Consider the following 19,204-nt stretch of genomic DNA (forward strand, 5'->3'; position numbering starts at 1 on the left):
ATTGCCGCAGCTTGCCCGCCGTCTGTTCGTACTGCCCCCGGAACTCGAAGGGGCAGCACGAAACTGGCTTGAGCTTGGCGAACGGACCCCCAGGGCCGCCCGCTACGCCTCCTCAGTTGTGCTGTTGCGCGACTCGCCCACCGGCTTGGAAACCTGGCTTGGATACAGGCCAGGTTCCTCGCCGTTGGGCGTTGTCGCGTTTCCGGGCGGCTCGCTGGACCCGTCCGACGACGACCCCGTAGGTTGGCTAGGCCCCTCACCCCAGCATTGGGCTGAGCAGATGGGAACGGACGACGTCGGGCTCGCTCGCCGTCACGTAGTGGGTGCAATCCGCGAACTCTTCGAAGAAACCGGTGTCCTGCTCGCAGGCCCTGATGCTTCCTCTACGGTCGAGGCGAACTCCACCGTCGACTGGATGCGTGCCCGCGAAGCTGTGGCCGCCCAGGAGAAGTCCTTCACAGAGATGCTCTCCAAGCGCGGTCTCTCCCTCCGCACCGACCTCCTGAAACCACTGGTGAACTGGCTCAGCCCGGACTTCGCCCATGCACGTTTCAACACCCGATACTTCGCCGCCACCGTCCCCGTGAACCAGCAACCCAGCATCCTGGGCAGTAAGGGGGTTTGGGGCCGCTGGGTCACCGCCGCCGAAGCCATCGGCCTGCGGGACACTTCAGCACTCGGTGACGAAGTAGGCCAGGAAAATACCGTTGGCCTCAAGCTTGGTCAGCTCCTGGTACCTGGTTCCGAGATCATGCTCGAAAAGATGGCCAACGCCAACGGATGCATCGCTTACTTGAGCTACAAACGCAAAGCCCACGTGTACCAGGCGAAATTGGTGGACGAGGGCGGAATTCTGATGCTCGAGGTCGAAGCCGCCCGCACCGTGGCAGGGGAGCCCCAGCGCGAGCGCTAAGACGCTCTCTCACATCCCTCGGGCTTGAGGCGGTCGCTCGCTCACGTCCCTCGGGCTTGGGCCGGTCGCTCGCTCACATCCCTCGGGCGTTAGGCCGAGTCTGCCAGGTACTCGATGGCCAGCTTGTAGCCGAGCACACCTGCTCCCACGATGACCGCGTTGCACACCCCCGACAGGTACGAGTGGTGGCGGAACTCTTCACGTTGGTGAACGTTGGTGATGTGGACCTCGACGGCGGGCAGCTGCACAGCCGCCAGGGCGTCACGAAGGGCCACGGACGTATGTGTGTACGCGCCGGCGTTGATCACAATTCCGACGGCGGTGCCTCGCGCAGCGTGGATGGCGTCCAAGAGGTCGCCCTCATGGTTGGACTGAACGCAGTCAACCGTGAAGCCATGGGCGGCGGCCGCACTCATGGCCAGTTGCTCCACATCGGCAAGGGTGGACGTGCCGTACTTCTCAGGTTCGCGGGTACCCAGAAGGTTCAGGTTGGGGCCGTTTATCACAAGAATGGTGCCGCGACCGGTTTCGGCGGCGGGAGTGGCTTCAGTCATGACTCCCAATCTATAGCGGTCCGTGAGCGTGCGGGAATTGCGCCCGCTCAGTGAGCACGAGGCCCCTGAAAACACCCACGATGCGGGAGACGCCCTACTTACGAGTGCACTGACCGGCGGAGACGGGGTCGCTGAGGCCGGGAGCCTGCGCAGCCACCGGTTCCAGGTCCTGCATGGTGAGGGCGAAGCCGAGGGCGGCGTCGGTTGTGGTCTTGGCGAAGATCAACCCCGCCACCTGACCCTGCATAGTCAGCAGGGGACCACCGGAGTTACCCGGCTGGACGTCGCCCGCCAGCCTGTAGACCAGCTCCGGCGAAGGATTGTTGCCGTAAATATCCGGAACCAGAATGGTTGAAATGCCTTGTACCGTAGCCGGCTTGGATTGGAACGGACCGCCGTGCGGGTACCCTGCAAAAGCGGCGGGACTGCCCGCCGCCAAATCGGCACTCAAGGGCAGCGGGTTGGACTGAAGACCATCCACGGCTAGGACGGCGATGTCCCGCTGGGAGTCGAAGTACACCACCCGACCCGGCAACGCACCGCCGTCGGGAACTTCCACAACGGGCTGCGACACGCCCGCAACAACGTGCGCATTAGTGACGACGCGCCCGGGCGAGACAACGAATCCGGAACCGGTCTGGTTCTGCCCGCATTCGAATGCGGTACCGGCGATTTTGAGGACAGATTCGGCGGCCTGGTTGAGGGCTGGAGTGTCGGTTGACTCGTTGGGGACGGGCACCGGCGTGACGGGGCCGACGCCCTCAATGAGCTTGGGAATTCCGTCACCGATCACCGTGGACCGCAGCTGTGCCATGGTGCTCTTGACGGGCGTGGGAGTCACACTGTCGATGTAACGAATGACGCGGGACTCGGCCAATTGCTGCGAAACGAACGGCACGCCGAGAGAACTGATGCTGAACGCGAGCATGGACATCACCAGTGCCGCCACGACAACGCTCACCACGCCACCGATCAATCGGTCAACGGCATGCAACGGCTTGATCCGCACGGCGTGGCGGACTTTACGCCCGATCATGGTGCCCAGCCCGTGCCCCAAAGCGATAAGCACGACGGCGGCACCCACCGTGGCGGTCAGCCTCCAACCGCTGTCGGTCACCCAGCCGCTGACGAGTGGAACTGCCATGAAGGCCGCGATGGCGCCGACGACGAATCCTGCGATTCCACCCAGCGTGACCATAAAACCGTTCCGCAGGCCATAGATCAGGTAGGACAGCAGCATCAAGATCAATGCCAAATCCAATATCGTCAAGCCAAACACCAATGCTCCTCATAGCCGGGTAGCGCCAATTCTAGGTGGCCACCCTGACAACCAACCGTTAGTCCGGTCACGATATGGGCCGGTTATACCCCTCTGAAGGGCGTAAGGAGGGGCTGGATGCCCCGAAACCCGCGCCATTTCAGCGTTTCACGTGCCAAGTACGTCACAGAAGCTTAAAAATTCTGAAACAATGGCCTGAGCGCCACGACCGAAACTTATATTCAGGAGATTTCATGGACATCGAGGTATTGCGCCGCGCACCCCTCTTCGCCACCCTTGACGACGACGCATTCCGCTTGCTGACGGACGAACTCACCGAGGTGGACCTTTCACGTGGAGCTTCGGTGTTCCGCGAAGGCGACCAGGGTGACCAGCTCTACTTCATCGTTTCCGGCAAGGTAAAGCTCGGCCGCACGTCCCCCGACGGCCGCGAGTCGCTCCTGGCCATCCTTGGCCCAGGTGAGCTCTTCGGCGAAATGGCGTTGTTCGACCCCAGCCCGCGTACCGCAACGGCCACCGCCGTCTCGGAAACCCGCCTGGCCGGCCTCAAGAACGAGAGCCTCAACGCACTGCTCCGCACGCGCCCTGAGGTTTCCGCGCAGCTGCTGCAGGCCCTGGCCCGCCGTCTCCGCCGGACCAACGATTCCCTCTCCGACCTCGTCTTCTCCGACGTCCCGGGCCGTGTAGCCAAGGCACTCCTCGATCTGGCAGACCGCTTCGGCCGCCCCGCCACTGACGGAGTCCTGGTAGCGCACGAGCTCACCCAGGAAGAACTTGCCCAGCTGGTGGGCGCTTCCCGCGAAACCGTGAACAAGGCACTGGCCGAGTTCGTTCAGCGCGGCTGGCTCCGTCTGGAAGCCCGCGCCGTGGTGATCCTGGACATGCAGCGCCTTCGCCAGCGCTCACGCTAAACAGCGACGAAAAAGCCGCCCTGGTTCTGAACCGGGGCGGCTTTTTCGTGTCAACCGTGAGCGAACGTTGGTCTCAAGCCCGTGGGATGTGAGCGAGCGTGGGTCTCAAGCCCGTGGGATGTGAGCGGGCGTGCGGCTCAAGCCCGTGGGATGTGAGCGAGCATCAGAGGGCCGTGAACCGCAGCAGGATGGCATGCTCCGGGTTCAGGACCGGCATGGGAAGACCCACCTCACCCAGGAACCGTCCCGAAGCGTCAGCCCCGGACGCCAGCCACGGTGCGGGCTTTGCCTCAGTGAACGTGTGCCCGTAGTCAGCATCCCCAGGTGCAGGGAAGATCGCCTCCACCCGGTACATCCGGGACGGATCCAACGCCGGTATGGTCACTCGTCCGGGCAGTTCGCTAAAGCCTGTCCGGGTCTTCACCACGGCGAACAGGGCAGCCGCGGCACCGGACGTTGGAGCGTCAGCCACCACGCCGTGCACCATCAGCGACTCGTCCGGCACATCGGCCCGCACCATTCGGCCACTGTGGATGAGGCCACGGTGTTCCTTGTAGAGCCCGATGAAGCGCTTGAGTTCCTCACGCTCCTCCCCGGTGACGGAACGGACGTCCCACTCCATGCCGAAGTGTCCAAACAACGCCGTGATGGCGCGGAACGAGAGGTCGTGCGTCCGCCCGGTGGTGTGCGACGTGGTGGGTCCAATGTGCCCGCCCACCAGTTCCGGCGGGACCACCATGCCGGTCCATCGTTGGATGGTTTGCCGTTCCAAGGCGTCGTTGCAGTCTGACGCCCAGATCCGGTCGGTCCGCTCCAGGATCCCAAGGTCCACGCGGGCACCACCGGAGGAGCAGCTTTCGATTTCAACACCGGGGTGGGCTGCATGGAGCGCATCGAACAGCCGGTACGCGGCAAGGGTTTGCTCGTGCACCGAGGCCCGGCCAGCATGCCCGTGCTCCAGAAGGTCGCGGTTCTGGTCCCACTTAAGGTAGCTGATGTTGTTCTCACGCAGCAGCGCGTCAATACGGTCATAAATGTACTGCCATGCGTCCGGGTTCACGAGGTCGATCACGTGTTGCTGCCGCCACCCGAGGGGCAGGCGGCCGCCGTCTTTGTAGGAAACCGCTGAGGGGCCCACAATCCATTCGGGATGAGCCCTGGCGATGTCGGAGTCAAGGTTGACCATTTCCGGCTCAACCCAAAGACCGAATTCCATGCCACGGCTGGTCACGGCATCAATCAACGGTGTCAGGCCGCTTGGCCAGAGCGTCTCATCGACGTACCAGTCGCCCAGCCCCGCGTGGTCGCCGCGGCGCCCGCGGAACCAGCCGTCGTCGAGCACGAAGCGCTCAACTCCAAGATCGGCAGCCGACTCCGCCAGCTCGATCAGGGTGCCCAGTTTGTGGTCGAAATACACTGCTTCCCACGTGTTGAGGACTACTGGGCGGGCTTTCCCGAAAGCTGCACCCACATGGTGGGGCCGTGAACGGAACCAGGAGTAGAAAGCCTCGGAGATCCCGTCCAGGCCCCGGTCGGAGTAGGCTGCGAACAGCGCGGGAGTTGTGTAACTTTCGCCGGGCTGCAAGGCCACTTCTGCGGGTCCCAACAGCTCGGAGCCACCCACCATGGTGCGGCCATCAGCAACGTTGTCCGCAAACTGCTCGTGGTTGCCGCTCCAGGCCAGGTGCGTGGCCCACACCTTGCCGTGTCGGTTGCCGAAGCCGGCTGTTCCGGCCGCAAGCAGGAGCGAGGAGTCATGTCCGGTCCGTCCATGACGGCCCGTGCGGACCCAGGTTCCCTGCTGGATGGCCCTGCGCTGCGGGTGGCGCTCACGGCACCAACGACCCGTCAGGTCCAGAAGTTCGACGGCGTCAGGCGCCACCGGGAGCATGGTCGCCAACTCATCCACCTGGAAAGGCGACGTGCCGTCGTTCGTCACCGAGTGCCGCAGTTCGAGAAGCCCGCCGGGGTGCAAGGTGAGGTCGCTGGTCACGGTGATACCGGCGTCGGGATCTGCTTGAACAATCACCGCGGAGTTGCCATCGGAAGTCGCGCTCACCAGCCGAAGGCGGACGGAGAAATCAAAGCCGGGAACGCCATCCGTGAAACGGTGCCCACGAAGGCCCGGCCTGCCCTGCCACGACGACGAAGCCTGGGGGAGGAGCCCCGCGGGGACGTTGGCGTCAATGGACGACGGCGGGATGGGCTCGTTGAGGATGGCCGGATCCGGCAGGGTGTCGCCCAAATCGGCTCCCCAGTGGGTTATCTCAGCCTCTCCACGGTGGGTGCTGATCACCAAGCTGGTACCTGCGGAACGGAGATGGAGCGGGTGCATGTATGGAGTCACTTTCAGTTCGGGTCGTATGGGGGTGTTGTGGGGCCCGCTCTGCGCACTTCGCGAACGAAATGACGCGCAGAGCGGGCCTCACAACGGGAGGGTTGTTACTTCGCGAAGAGCGCGTTGACCTGTTCGTTGGCGGCCGTCAGTGAACTGGCGGGGGACTTGCCGGCGATCACCGCGTCCATTGCCGGCTTCATGATTCCCGAAACCTTGGAAGCGTTGTCAGTGATCGGGAGCATGAAGGTGGTCTTGTCCTTCACGTGTTGGGTGAAGGCGCTGACGTCCACATTCTTGGCCTTGAAGGCTTCTGCGGCTTTCTCGGAGGAGGTGGTGATGGCCGGGAACACGACGGCCTTGGAGGCAACGACGTCCTGGCACGCTGCGGAGCCGAGGTATTCGACCCACTTGATGGCGGCGTCTTTCTTCTTGGTGCCGGCCCACACGGAATCGGCCAGGCCATTGAACATGGAGGCGCGCTTGCCTTCGGGGCCCTGAGGTGTGGGGGCGATGCCGACATCGATGCCCTTGTAGCCGGTGTACTGGCCGATCATCCAGGAACCATTGCTGTTGATGGCGGCCTTCCCGGCGCCGAAACTGTCGGCAGCGTTGGCGCCAACGGTGGTTTCAAGCTTGGGCATGTAGCCCTTCACTGCGAGTGAGGCCCACCAGTCGATGGTGTCCTGGAGTTTTTTGTCGTCGTAGTTGAAGTGGGTGCCCCAGGGGTTCTTGTCTGTGGTGGTCCAGCCAGTGGTGGCGGACAGGTAGCTCCACTGAGTCTGGCCGGCGTTCTCGGCATCGGAGCCCGGCAGGCCCAATCCGTAGACGGCAACATTGTTCTTGTCGAAGCCTGCCTCGTCGCCGCGTTTGCCGTTCTTGTCCACAGTGAGTCGGGCAATTGCCTTCTCGTAGGTTCCGCCGTCCTGAGGGTTCCAGGTCAGGGAGCCCATTTGTTCAGGGGTGATGCCGGCGTCGGTGGCCATCTTCTGGTTGTAGAACAGTGCAATGGTGTCCCAGTCTTTGGGCAGGCCGTAGCGCTTGCCATCCTGACCCACCCAGAGGTCTGCGAGGCCTTCGTTGTACTGGGAAAGGTCCACCTTGTCTTGTGTGACGCTGTCGTCAAGGGCCACCAACTGCTTGGTCTTGAGGAAGTCGGGGTACTTGGACAGGTGGTCCGTAAAGACGTCCGGTGCGGTGCCGGAGGCCATGCCGTTGGTGAGCTTGGACCAGTAGTCGTCCCAACCGGTCTGGGTGATCTTGACGGTGATGTCGGGGTTGACCTTTGTGAAGTCAGTGGCGCACTGCTGGTAGGCAGGGAGCTGATTGGCGTCCCAGAGCCAGTAGCTGATCTCGCCCTTGGCAGCGTCTCCTCCGGAACTCCCTCCGGAAGTTCCGCCCGAGCAGGCGGACAGTGCGAGGACAGCAGCTGCGGCGACGGCGACGGCGCCTAATGCCTTCTTGTTCATCATGGTTGGTCCTTTCAGGACGGGATGGGGTGAGTGCCGGCACATGCCGGTTTCCGCGTGTGGGAGGTGGAGAAAGCTATTTGGTGCCGTTGAATCCGATGGAGTTGACGATTCGCTTGCCGAAGATGGCGAAGAGGATCAGCACGGGCGTGGCGGACACGAGCGTTGCGGCCATGAGCCCGGACCAGTCCGGTGCCCCTTGCGGGGACTGGGATTTGAAGACTCCCAGTCCCACAGTGAGCACCCGGGATTCCTCTGAGGTGCCTACGAGCAGGGGCCAGAAGTATTCGTTCCACTGACCCATGAAGGTCAGCAAGGCCAAGGTCGCGATCGGGGCAGCGGCGTTGGGCATGATGATTTGGAAGAAGATCCGCCAATGCTTGGCGCCGTCGAGCATTGCAGCTTCTTCAACTTCCCTGGACATGTTCAGGAAGAACTGGCGCATGAAGAAGATCGCGAACGGGGTCATGAACAGGTAAGGCAGCACGAGTCCGAGCATGGAATTCAGTAGGCCCAGGTTCTTGATGAGCAGGAAATTGGGCAGGGCGGTGAAGATCGGCGGAACCAGCATGGTGGCAAGGAACAGGGAGAAGACCGCGTCACGGCCTTTCCACCGCAGCCGGGAGAATGCATAGGCGGCCATTGAGCTGAAGAACACAGCACAGGCTGTAGTGATGCCGGAGAAGAGCAGCGAGTTCCAAAGGTACTGCCAGAAGTTGATTGAAGCGCCGGAGCCGCCTTCTGCGATGGCTTCGGAGGCGCTCTGGAGGCCGAAGACACGCTTGAATGCGCCCAGATTGAAGTCGGCCGGCAGCAGGTTGGCGGAGTTCGCGGCGAGGGAGCCGTTGGAGGACAGGGCTGTGCGCAACACCCAGTAGAAGGGCAGGATGCTCACAGCAACGGCCAGGGCGAGGAGGGTCAGGGCGATGGCTCGGCGCCAGTTGAAGGGACGGCTGAGCGGGCGACGGCGGTCGCCTTTCTTGGGCGATGCAAGAGTGGTCATGACGTGTCCTTAGTCCAGGTCCGACTGGTTGCCGCGGAGGAATTTCATCTGGATGAAAGCGACGATGGCGAGGATGAGGAAGAGGATGACAGCCAGGGCCGATCCATAGCCGAAATCCTGTTCATTGAAGGCGCGCTGGTAGATGTAGAACTGCAGCACACGGGTCGCGTTGACAGGTCCGCCGGCCGTGGTGACGGCAACAGTGTCAAAGACCTGGAAGGAGCCGATCACGGTCACTACGAGGACAAGTACCAGGACCGGTCGCAGCAGCGGTAGGGTGATCCGCCAGAAAGTGCTCACGGCCTTTGACCCGTCGATGCTGGCCGCCTCGTAGACGCTGTTCGGGATGGCCTGGAGCCCGGCGAAGATCAGGAGCGCTGTGTAGCCCATGTGCCGCCATGTGTTGATGAGCGCCTGGGTGGGGATGGCCCATTGCTCGCTGCCGAAGAAGGCGACCCGGGGCAGTCCGGTCCATTCGATGATCTGGTTGATGATGCCGATCTGGTAGTCAAGCATCCAGAACCACAGCAGAGCCGCGATGACGTTTGCCATCAGGTAAGGCATCAGGAGCGCACCGCGGATGAGGGTCGACTTTGCGACACGGTGCATCAGGATTGCCAGGCCCAGGGCCAACGCCGTCTGAAGGACGATGTTGATCACCACGTATTCCGACGTGACGCCCAAGGCGTTCCAGAACAGCGGATCCTTGGCTATGCGTTCATAGTTCCGTGCACCAATCCATTCCGGGTCGCCCAGGATGCTGTACTCGGTGAAGCTGAGGTAAATGCCCCGGATGGTCGGGACGAGGTAGAAGAGGATCAATCCGACCATCGCCGGAGCGATGAAGAGGAGTGCGACCTTCAGGTCCCCGATGCCCCGGAACCCGTCGGATGGTTTTCCCCGCTTCCGTGACTTCCGCGGCGCCCTGGCAGAGAGCCCCGGATCTGGTTGCTTGGTTAGCGTGGTCATCGTCGACCCTTTCCTGACTGTGATGTGCCTAACAACTGGATGCGAATCTACACGAGTAGATCTGGGCATAGCAAGAGGTGGCGGAAACTTTTGGTCAGAAATGTTCAAATATGTTGCTTCTGTTGACTCGAGTAGATGGCAGTGCAAGACTCAACGGGAAATCGCATGAGGACACAGCGGAGCTGCTTCGGCAGCCCAGGGAAGGTAAACAATGACGTTTTCGATCGGTGTTGTGGGTGCCGGGCAGTTCGGCAGCCAATTCGCCCATTTGTTCAAGCTCCACCCCGGCGTCAGTGCGGTCTATGCAATCGACGAACTTCCCGAGCGGGCTACTGCTGCGCAGGAACGTTGGGGGCTGGATGGCGTGATGGGCAGCTTTGAGGAGCTGCTGGAGTCCGACGTCGATGCTGTCGCCATCTTCACGCAGCGGTGGACGCACGGGCCGCTTGTCGAGCGGGCGCTGCGTGCTGGAAAGCACGTGTATTCAGCCGTGCCCATGGCCATTTCAGAAGATGAAATTGAACGGATCATCGAGGCCGTGCGTGAGACCAAGTTGGTCTACGCGATGGGCGAGACCAGCTACTACAACCCCGCAACGGTCTTCGCCCGGCAGCAACATGCCGCCGGCAAGTTTGGCCGCATCTTCTACACTGAGGGCGATTACGTCCACGACATGGATCTCGGGTTCTATGAGGCTTACCAGTACAGCGGCGGAGAGCGGTGGAAGGAAACCGCCAGCTACCCTCCCATGCTGTACCCCACTCACGCGATCGGCGGCGTCCTGGGCGCAGTCCCCGGACATGCGGTCAGCGTCAGCTGCATCGGCATGAAGGACCAGCGTGGCGATGGCGTCTTCGACAAGGACGTCAGCATGTTCGCCAACGATTTCTCGAACGCCACGGCGCTGTTTGAAATGAACGACGGCGGCGCGATGCGCACCAATGAGATGCGCCGCGTAGGGTACCCGTCGCATATTCGCGAGTCCCGCTTCCGTTTCTTTGGCACCGATGCCAGCTTCGAGCAACTTGCCACCACCACCGTGTGGCAGGACAAGTCCACTGTGGAAGACGTGTCCCAGCAGGTGGAAACCAAGCCAACCATGTCCTTGGATGATCCCTCCCTGGCAGACGTGGCCCCCGAGCTGCGGGATGCATTCATCTCGGGGCTGGCTCCAGTGCATGACCAGTCCAGGCTTCCCCAAGAGTTCCTTGGAGCGCCCAACGGGCATGAGGGAAGCCATCAGTTCCTGGTGGACGACTTCGTCACGGCTGTGAATAACCGCAGTCTTCCTCCCGTAAACGCCTGGGTGGCAGCCCGGTTTACGTTGCCGGGAATCGTCGCCCACGAGTCTGCGCTTCGCGGCGGGGAGCGCCTTCCCATCCGCGACTTCGGTGATGCTCCCGTGGAGTAGCTAGCATTTACCTCATGACAACTTCGGCGGTACAAACCTCGCGCGGCCCGGTTACACGCAAAGACGTGGCCCGGTACGCCGGGGTGAGTACCGCCGTCGTGAGTTATGTGGTGAATGGTGGGCCCAAGAACGTGGCCCCGGCGACGGAAGCCAAGGTTCGCGACGCCATCCGTGTCCTCGGGTACCGGCCAAACGCCGCCGCCCGGGCCCTGAAGCTGGGATCCAGCGAGACCATTGGCGTGGTGGTTCCGGACAACACCAACCCGTTTTTCACGCAACTGGCCCACGCTGTGGAAGACGCCGCAGCGGAACTGGGTTTCGGCATGGTACTCACCAACTCGGACGGAAGCCTGACGCGCGAACGCAAGAACATCCGCACGTTGGCCGCCCGCCAGGTGGACGGTGTATTTCTGGCCAGCTGTGTGTTCGATCCCGATGTCACGGAACTGGAGGCTTCGGAGATTCCGTCCGTGCTCCTGAACAATGCAGGGTCGCCGCCGGGACTTAGTAGCGTGGGTGTTGACCTCCAAGCCGGAGCGCGTGCCGCCGTGGAACATCTTATTGGTCACGGGCATACGAATATTGGCTTGGCAATCGGCACCAATACCGGCAACCAGCTGGATGGGCGCGAGGTGGGCTGGCTGGCCACCTTGCGCGACGCCGGGCTGCCGGACGGGCCTATGCTGCACGGTCCCTTTAGTCGTCCGGGCGGCTACGAGGTAGGCAAACGCTTCCTCGCCATGGCCAACCGTCCCACCGCGATCTTCGCCAGCAATGACATGCAGGCGATCGGCATCCTCCGGGCGCTGCATGAGGCAGGCGTTCGTGTGCCCGAGGACCTTGCGCTGGTGTCCTTCGACGGATCCCTTGACGCCGAATACTGCTGGCCAGCGCTGACGACTGTTGCCCAGCCCGTCCAAGCGATGGCCGAAGCCGCCGTACAGGCACTGATAGGCAAGGGCCGCGGCGATGAACTGCAACACCAGATCCTGCCCACTGAGCTGATCATCCGGCAGTCCTGCGGCTGCAAATAGCCCGCCGGGAAGCAAATAGCCCGCCGAGACGGCAGTTAATGCCAATGTTTGTGGGAAACACTGTCATTAAATGCCACCTCGGCGGGCGGTTTGCGGGGCTTCGGGGGGGATTACGACGGCGGCTGGCCGGGTTACGAGTCCATGCTCGCGTAGCGCTCGGGACGGGCCAGCACTTGGCTGATCTGCGCCGTTCCCGCGGCCACGGCCAGCCGGACCAGCAGGAATCCAGCCGCGAACACCCCGCCGATGGTCAGGAACACCACGGGCTGGGTCAGCAGTGCAGCACCCGTGAGCGGCAGGACCAGGACGGCAGCCGCAGCAGCTGAAATGCCCGCCACCAGGAACAGCGGCGACATCACGGCGTTGACCCGCGCCGCGACCATGAGCTTCTGTGGCATCCCAACCCGGTCCAGTGCCACCAGTGTAGAAGCCCGGTCCAGCACGGCAGCAGCCTGGTTCACACCAGCGGAACAGGCAACCATAAGGAACGAGCCCAGCAGGGTGATCATCACGCCGGTGTTGATGTCCCGGACAAGCAGGGTTGCTTGAGCGTCGCCGCCGGTGCCCATGGTGTCAGCCACAGCCAGGCCGACACCCACGAAAACCCCCACAAAACTGGTCATCGCCACGCCCCCGACTTGCCGCCACGATTCCTTCGGGCTCTCCAATACCGTCCGCGCGGCCAGCAGTTGCTCGGGTCGTTTGGCGCGTTTGAGCTGCGACGACGCCCGCAATCGCAGGATCCACGGTCCCATGAGGTTCAGGGCCAGAAGCGCCAGTCCGAAGCAACCGCCCATCACGGCAATGATCACAATGAACGCACCGAAGCTGCTGAGCATCCCCATCGCCCCCACTCCCACAACCACCACAACAGCCGCGATGAGTCCGCGAACCCAGTGCGCGCCGTCGGCCGTTTGTCGGGTCCGGACCCCCAGCGGTGTCACCACAACTTTCCGGAGCCCCAGTGCGGCGCTCGCCGCAGCAAGGACACAGACGGCCAGAACGCAGCCAAGGATGGACGGCACTGACAGCCACGCGTGGCTCCCGATTGGCTGGCCGCGGAACTGGATCAGCCCCAGGAACGGCGCCATGCAGGCATAGAGCCCCGCACCGGCCAACGCTCCCACGGCAGCGAGGACGGTTGATTCCATGACGGTCATCCACACCACGGTCGCGCTGTTGGCTCCGAGCAACCGCAAGGAAGCCAAGCGGTCATCACGACGGCGGGCGGCGAGTCGGGCGGCAGAGCCACCGAGCGTCAACAAGGGGATGATGAGCAAGACCATGGCGACGACGGCCAAGGCCTGGTAGGTGCCTGCGATGTCGTCGGACCAGGACCAGAAGATCTGTGAACCTCCGGCCACCGTGAGCAGCAGGGCGGTGACCGTCCCAAAGGCGAGGATCGGGAGCCCGGCATCGCGAAGACCGGTTTCCCGGAAGTTGCTCCCGTTGCTCCGGGCGAGATATGGGGTGAGGCGCAGGGCCATGGAGAGACTAGACATTGAAAGCACCCTTGAAGTCGGCGGTGGCTGGCGCAACCTGCGAGGGAGCCGGTGAGGGGCTGCCGCTATCTGCCACGATCCTGCCGTCGCACAACTCCACAACCCGTTGGCAGCGGGCAGCAACGTTGGGATCGTGGGTGACCACCAGCAGCGTCCGGCCATTGGCAGCTACTGAGTGGAGGAGCACGTCCAGGACTTCCTTGGAGGTCGCCGAGTCCAAAGCGCCGGTAGGCTCGTCGGCGAAGACAACCCGGGCGCCCGTTACCTGCGCGCGGGCGATAGCCACGCGCTGCACCTGTCCCCCCGAGAGCTCGCCCAAACGGCGTTGTTCCATGCCTGCAAGCCCCAAAGCACCAAGCCACTCGGCGGCCCTGGACTCGGAAGTGTTGCGGTCCGTGCCGTTGAGCATCAGGGCCAAGGCGACGTTCTCCAAGGCAGTGAGCTCCGGCAGCAGCATGCCCTGCTGGAAGACGAAGCCGAACTCCTCGCGCCGCAGGCGGGACAGCGCAGCGTCTCCCAGAGTGTCCAGCCGCAGAGGCGAGGACGGCGTGTTCAAGGTGATGGCGCCGGCGTCGGGCCTCAAAATTCCGGCGAGGCAGTGCAAAAGGGTGGTCTTACCGGAACCTGAGGGTCCAATGATCGCAATGGACTCGCCGGAGTTTGCTGTGAAGTCGACGTGGTCCAAAGCGATGCTGCCGGGGTAGTGCTTGGTGAGCTGCTGGGCGTGGAGGAAGGCGTTCATCTATCCAGCATCCCTGCGGCCCCTATCCTGGGTCGTCAGTCCCGCGGCTGAACTCTGCGGGCAGGCCTCCACCCGGGGTATGAGACCCAACTAAGTAACAGATCACGTCGTTTTGAGCTCTCAAAACGACGTCAACTGCTACCTACATGGGTTAGGCCTCGGCGATCCGAAGTTTTGCAACGTTCTCGGCCAGTACGCGCCGGGCGTCTTCACCAAGCAGCGAGTCCGTGATCAGTTCGTCGGCCTCTTCCAGTTGGGCGATCGAGGCAATGCCCACTACGCCCCATTTACTGTGGTCGGCCAGGACAACGGTGCTCCGGGCGGACGCCATGAAGGCGCGGTTTGTTTCCGCTTCCAGGAGGTTGGGGGTGGTGAAACCGGCGTGGGCATCCATGCCGTGGACACCCAGGAAAAGAACATCCAAGTGAAGCTGCTTCAGCGATGATGTGGCTATCGGGCCTACCAGGGCGTCTGACGGCGTCCGCTCGCCGCCGATCAAAATCACTGTGGATCCGAAGCGTGCAGGGCCGGACGAAGAACCGTGATGGAACAGATCTGCGATGCGCACCGAGTTGGTGACCACGGTGATGCGGGGCCCGTTGACGAGTTCCTTCGCCAACGCCCAGGTGGTGGTGCCGGCACCGAGGCCGATCGCCATGCCTTCCTGGACGAGGGACGCGGCTTCAACAGCGATCGCGTGTTTCTCGGCGGTTAGTTGCGTGGACTTGAGCTCGAACCCGGGTTCGTGGGTGCTCGCATCACCGGGAAGCTTGGCTCCGCCGTGGATGCGCTCAACGCGGCCGGCTTCCTCAAGGGCTTCGATGTCGCGGCGCACGGTCATGGGGGACACTCCCAGCAATTGCGCAAGGTCCGAGACCCGCACTACGCGTTCCCGTTGGACGGCGTCAATGATGGCGGAGTGGCGTGCTGCCTGAAGCATCAGGGCCTTTCTGGGGAACCTCGTCAAATGGGGCTGAATCTGGCTCCAGTCTAGGGCGGGAGGCTTCCGGAGCCCGGCAGGCCCAGCGCAGCGGCGTCACGCCTGCGTCACGTAAGTCCGGTGCGGAGGACGGCTTAACGCACGACGGCGCCGCTCGCCTCGTAAGGTGAGCGGCGCCGTCGTGAACTATTTACTTGCGGAGGGACTCCGCAATCTGGGCCATGATGCCGGGGTCTGCCAGGGTGGTGGCGTCGCCGGTGTCGCGGCCTTCTGCGATGTCCTTAAGGAGGCGGCGGACGATCTTTCCGGAGCGTGTCTTGGGCAGTTCCGGAACGATGAGCAGCTGCTTGGGCTTGGCGATCGGGCCGATTTCCTTGCCCACGTGGTTGCGCAGTTCCAGGACGGTTTCGTCGCCGTTGTTCACGGCGTCGCCGCGGAGGATGACGAATGCGACCACGGCCTGGCCGGTGGTCTCGTCAGCGGCACCAACCACGGCCGCTTCAGCGACGGACGGGTGGCTGACGAGGGCGGACTCGATCTCGGTGGTGGAGAGGCGGTGGCCGGACACGTTCATGACGTCGTCCACGCGGCCCAGGAGCCAGACGTCTCCGTCTTCGTCCTTCTTGGCACCGTCACCGGCGAAGTACATCGCCTCGAAGCGGGACCAGTAGGTGTCCTTGAATCGCTCGGGGTCGCCCCAGATGCCGCGGAGCATGGAGGGCCACGGTTCGCGGACCACCAGGTAGCCGCCTTCGCCGTTGGCCACGGATTGACCGTTCTCGTCCACGACGTCCACGGCGATGCCGGGCAGCGGAACCTGCGCGGAGCCGGGCTTGGTGGCCGTCACGCCGGGCAGCGGCGCGATCATCTGCGCACCCGTTTCTGTCTGCCACCAAGTGTCCACGATCGGGGCGGGGTGTTCCTTCTTTTCACCGTTCTTGCCGGCGTTGGCACCGATGACATCGCGGTACCACATCCATGCCTCGGGGTTGATGGATTCGCCCACGGAGCCCAGGACACGGATGGAGGAAAGATCGTACCTGTCCGGGATGTCCCGGCCCCACTTCATGAATGTCCGGATGGCAGTCGGCGCGGTGTACAGGATGGAGACCTTGTACTTCTCCACGATTTCCCACCAGCGGCCCTGGTGCGGGGAGTCGGGGGTGCCTTCGTACATGACCTGGGTGGCGCCGTTGATGAGCGGGGCGTAGGTGACGTAGGAGTGGCCGGTGACCCATCCGACGTCGGCGGTGCACCAGTAGACGTCCGTTTCGGGGTGGAGGTCGAATACGGCTTTGTGCGTGTACGCGCCTTGGGTGAGGTAGCCGCCCGTGGTGTGCAGGATGCCCTTGGGCTTGCCCGTGGTGCCGGAAGTGTAGAGGATGAACAGCGGGTGTTCGGAGTCATGGCCCACGGCGGTGTGCTCGGCTGAGGCCGTATCTACCGTCTCGCTCCACCAGAGGTCGCGGCCTTCCACCCAGTTGACGTCTTCGCCGTTGCGCTTGACCACCACGACGTTCTGGACAGTGTGACCTGCTTTGGAAAGGGCTTCGTCCACGGCTGGCTTCAGGGCACTGGGCTTGCCGCGACGGTAGGTGCCATCGGCGGTGACCACGAGCTTGGCTTCGGCGTCCTCGATCCGGGAGCGGAGGGCGTCTGCGGAGAAACCACCGAAGACCACCGAGTGAACGGCCCCGATCCTTGCACAGGCAAGGAGCGTGATGACGGCCTCGGGAATCATGGGAAGGTACACGGCCACGCGGTCGCCCTTGGCGACGCCGAGGGACTCGAAGGCGTTAGCAGCCTTCTTGACCTCTTCGGTCAGTTCCGCGTACGTGTAAGTGCGGGTGTCGCCGGGCTCGCCTTCAAAGTAGATGGCAACGCGGTCACCCAGGCCGTTCTCCACATGGCGGTCCAGCGCGTTGTACGCCGCGTTGACTTCGCCGCCGACGAACCACTTGGCGAACGGCGGGTTGGACCAATCCAGCGCCTCGGTGAAGTCCTTGTCCCAGGTCAAGAGTTCCCGGGCCTGCTTGGCCCAGAAGGCAGGACGATCAGCCTCGGCCTCAGCGTAGGCATCAGCGCTGGTCACGGCGTTTGCGGCGAACTCTGCCGACGGCGCGAACTTGCGGTTCTCGTGGAGGAGGTTTTCAAGCGCCTCAACGTGTGCGGCCGGACCGTTGTGCGCCGTTGAAGCTGCAGCGGTGGCCGTGGATCCGGTGGTGTCCTGGGACATGGTGAACCTCATCATTCATCGATCTTTGCTGCGCGGATCCTGCCGAGAGGTCCCCGCCCGGGCCGTCATCGGCGTCGAGCGCGTCCCTCAAGGGTCCGCAGAGTGCTGTCCGGCATCAACACTATCGCTTTGAGAAGTCCAACGTGTGCGTCATCACAAATGCGGCAGCGAGCGGCACGGATTTAGCGACGAATGGCTTCTTGGGCGGCGGGGAACCGTTTACATGACGACGACGGCGACCCTCGCCAGCCACTGCCGGTGCAGGAAGTGGTGGCTACTTTCCATAAGGAACCTTGGAGTTTGCTGTGGGCGAAGCTGGATGGCCGTTTTCAGCTAGAACCCTGTCAGTGGGGTGGCATAGGCTGAAGAAGTCTTGGGACGCACTTCTGGCGTGTCCGGTTCTCCGCGGAATCCCGCGGAGCTCGCCGGGCCGGACTGTCCAAGGCGCCGCCGTACGAAGGAGAAATAGATGAACCAGCTGAGCCCAGGCCCGCACGACTCACAGCCGACGGGACCGGACACCACGGCTGGAACGGCCACCGCTGCAGGTGGCAACGCTGCTGCTAAGGACGACGCTGCTAAGAACGACGCTGCCAAGTATGATGCCGTCGCCGGGCCATTCACCATCCGGGACCTTACTGTTTTCGGCTCCACGCTCCTGATGTTCGTCGCGTCGCTCCTGCCGATGTTCGGGGCACGCTACAACCTCTGGAACCTCGGAAACCTGTTCTTCCTGCTGCTGGGCATCATCCTGCCGCTGGTTGTGGTGGCGCTCTTCGTTGCCCGCAGGCTGCAACCGGGCACGATCGTCCGCGTTGGCTCGCTGTCCGTCGACCAGTTCGCATCCGTCACGGCCTCGTTCGCCTTCCCCTTGTTCTTCCTCACCATTGCCAACTCGTTCAACGGCAGCGTCCTGCTGGGTTTGGTCGGTTCTGTTGGCCTTCTGGCTGCGACGGTTCTGGCTCCACACCTTCCGTGGCTTTCCGCTGACTTCAAGGGCCGTGCTGAGACGCCGGCGCACGTTGTTGCACGCGAGGCAGCTGTGCCCAGCCGCAAGCCGGCCGCTCCCAAACCGCCGAAGGCCCCCAAAACGCCGAAGCCGTCCGCCACAACCGGTTCAACCCCAGGATTCCAGGGATCGACGCCCGGATACCAAGCACCCGTAGCCCATGTTTCGGGTACAGCGGCGGCCGCAGCCTCCACAGGTGCTCCAGGCGCGGGCGCCCCCGGCGCAGGTGCCGCAACAGGCTCCAGCCCCTTCGCCCCGCCGGCCAGTTACGGGACCACGCCGTCCCCGGCAACCGAAACCCCCGCCGTCGTGCATGCGGCTGACGCCAAGCCTGAGAACGCTGCCGCTTCTGCAACCACCAGTCCTGCGACCACTACCCCTGCGGATTCTCCCGCCGCTGCGCCTGCGCCGTCCGGTTCAGGCGCATCTCCTGCCACGTCTTCGCCAGAGATCGCAGAGCCTGCTGGAGAATCGGGTGCGAAGGACGCGCCGGCGACGGCCCCACGTTCGACGTCGGAGCCGGCCACCACCCAGCACGCTGCCCAACCGGCCACCACCCAGCATGCTGCGCAGCCGGCAGCGCAGCAGCCGTGGGCTGCAACCATGGCTACGCCCATAGTCTCCGGTGACACGCGCAGGGTCAGCGACTCGATTGGTGCCACCGTGGACCCGGCAAGCCGTCCGGAAGAATCCGATGCGCCACAGTATGAAGCCTTCTGGTTCGCTGTTGCCCAGCCCCGGACTGCGTATGACGAACACACGGGCGCTCCGGCCTTCACCATCGAACCTGGCGGTTGGGTCTTGGCACTGGAGGACCGCGGCCATGAATTCCTGGTCCAGGACACCGACGGCAAGGTTGGGGTTCTTCGGGAGCTCAGCAACATCGAACGCGGCTAA

15 protein-coding genes are annotated in these 19,204 nt (G+C 63.4%); 5 read left to right on the forward strand and 10 right to left on the reverse strand.

Going from position 1 to position 19,204, the window contains the following annotated elements; all coding sequences use genetic code 11:
* Position 1: 1 nt before the first annotated feature.
* Positions 2-913 (forward strand): NUDIX hydrolase, encoded by a 912-nt coding sequence (locus M1D89_RS06110; protein WP_498648950.1) that lies wholly within the window; start codon positions 2-4, stop codon positions 911-913.
* Between the two features lie 89 nt (positions 914-1,002).
* On the opposite strand, the gene aroQ is transcribed toward M1D89_RS06110, so the two are convergent.
* A complete protein-coding gene (gene aroQ / locus M1D89_RS06115; protein ID WP_498648952.1) occupies positions 1,003-1,467 on the reverse strand; it encodes a type II 3-dehydroquinate dehydratase in 465 nt (154 codons plus the stop codon).
* 94 nt (positions 1,468-1,561) lie between these two features.
* Positions 1,562-2,746, reverse strand: a complete 1,185-nt coding sequence (locus tag M1D89_RS06120; protein ID WP_498648953.1) for a MarP family serine protease — start codon at positions 2,744-2,746, stop codon at positions 1,562-1,564.
* Between the two features lie 233 nt (positions 2,747-2,979).
* Here M1D89_RS06120 and M1D89_RS06125 point away from each other — a divergent pair, with 233 nt between their 5' ends.
* Positions 2,980-3,657, forward strand: coding sequence for a Crp/Fnr family transcriptional regulator (locus M1D89_RS06125; protein ID WP_011775987.1), 678 nt, complete (start codon positions 2,980-2,982; stop codon positions 3,655-3,657).
* A 163-nt stretch (positions 3,658-3,820) separates the two neighbouring features.
* On the opposite strand, the gene M1D89_RS06130 is transcribed toward M1D89_RS06125, so the two are convergent.
* The 4 genes from M1D89_RS06130 to M1D89_RS06145 form a co-directional block, all read right to left on the reverse strand.
* Entirely contained in the window at positions 3,821-5,992 is a 2,172-nt protein-coding gene (locus M1D89_RS06130; RefSeq protein WP_498648955.1) for an alpha-galactosidase, read from the reverse strand.
* A 107-nt stretch (positions 5,993-6,099) separates the two neighbouring features.
* Positions 6,100-7,464, reverse strand: a complete 1,365-nt coding sequence (locus tag M1D89_RS06135; RefSeq protein ID WP_498648957.1) for an ABC transporter substrate-binding protein — start codon at positions 7,462-7,464, stop codon at positions 6,100-6,102.
* 73 nt (positions 7,465-7,537) lie between these two features.
* Positions 7,538-8,464: a carbohydrate ABC transporter permease gene (locus M1D89_RS06140; protein ID WP_498648959.1), complete on the reverse strand. Its 927-nt coding sequence runs from the start codon at positions 8,462-8,464 to the stop codon at positions 7,538-7,540.
* 9 nt (positions 8,465-8,473) lie between these two features.
* Positions 8,474-9,433: a carbohydrate ABC transporter permease gene (locus tag M1D89_RS06145; RefSeq protein WP_498648961.1), complete on the reverse strand. Its 960-nt coding sequence runs from the start codon at positions 9,431-9,433 to the stop codon at positions 8,474-8,476.
* 211 nt (positions 9,434-9,644) lie between these two features.
* On the opposite strand from M1D89_RS06145, the gene M1D89_RS06150 reads away from it, so the two are divergent.
* On the forward strand, positions 9,645-10,844 hold the full coding sequence (locus tag M1D89_RS06150) for a Gfo/Idh/MocA family protein (RefSeq protein ID WP_498648963.1): 1,200 nt from the start codon (positions 9,645-9,647) through the stop codon (positions 10,842-10,844).
* A 14-nt stretch (positions 10,845-10,858) separates the two neighbouring features.
* Entirely contained in the window at positions 10,859-11,878 is a 1,020-nt protein-coding gene (locus M1D89_RS06155; protein WP_402935286.1) for a LacI family DNA-binding transcriptional regulator, read from the forward strand.
* Between the two features lie 131 nt (positions 11,879-12,009).
* Here the strand turns inward: M1D89_RS06155 and M1D89_RS06160 are convergent, their stop codons facing one another.
* From M1D89_RS06160 to acs, 4 genes are all read right to left on the reverse strand, one after another.
* Positions 12,010-13,380: an FtsX-like permease family protein gene (locus tag M1D89_RS06160; protein WP_498648965.1), complete on the reverse strand. Its 1,371-nt coding sequence runs from the start codon at positions 13,378-13,380 to the stop codon at positions 12,010-12,012.
* Positions 13,373-14,122, reverse strand: a complete 750-nt coding sequence (locus M1D89_RS06165) for an ABC transporter ATP-binding protein (protein ID WP_498648967.1) — start codon at positions 14,120-14,122, stop codon at positions 13,373-13,375. The genes M1D89_RS06160 and M1D89_RS06165 overlap by 8 nt, the downstream gene beginning before the upstream one ends.
* A 151-nt stretch (positions 14,123-14,273) precedes the next feature.
* Positions 14,274-15,062, reverse strand: coding sequence for a DeoR/GlpR family DNA-binding transcription regulator (locus M1D89_RS06170; protein WP_498648969.1), 789 nt, complete (start codon positions 15,060-15,062; stop codon positions 14,274-14,276).
* A gap of 190 nt (positions 15,063-15,252) precedes the next feature.
* Positions 15,253-17,298: an acetate--CoA ligase gene (acs, locus tag M1D89_RS06175; RefSeq protein WP_498650909.1), complete on the reverse strand. Its 2,046-nt coding sequence runs from the start codon at positions 17,296-17,298 to the stop codon at positions 15,253-15,255.
* Positions 17,299-17,767: 469 nt separating this feature from the next.
* Between acs and M1D89_RS06180 the strand changes: the two genes are divergently transcribed.
* The gene (locus tag M1D89_RS06180; RefSeq protein WP_498648971.1) at positions 17,768-19,204 is read left to right on the forward strand and encodes a hypothetical protein; all 1,437 of its coding nucleotides are present in this window, start codon (positions 17,768-17,770) and stop codon (positions 19,202-19,204) included.

It is taken from the genome of Arthrobacter sp. D3-18 (genome assembly GCF_054408525.1).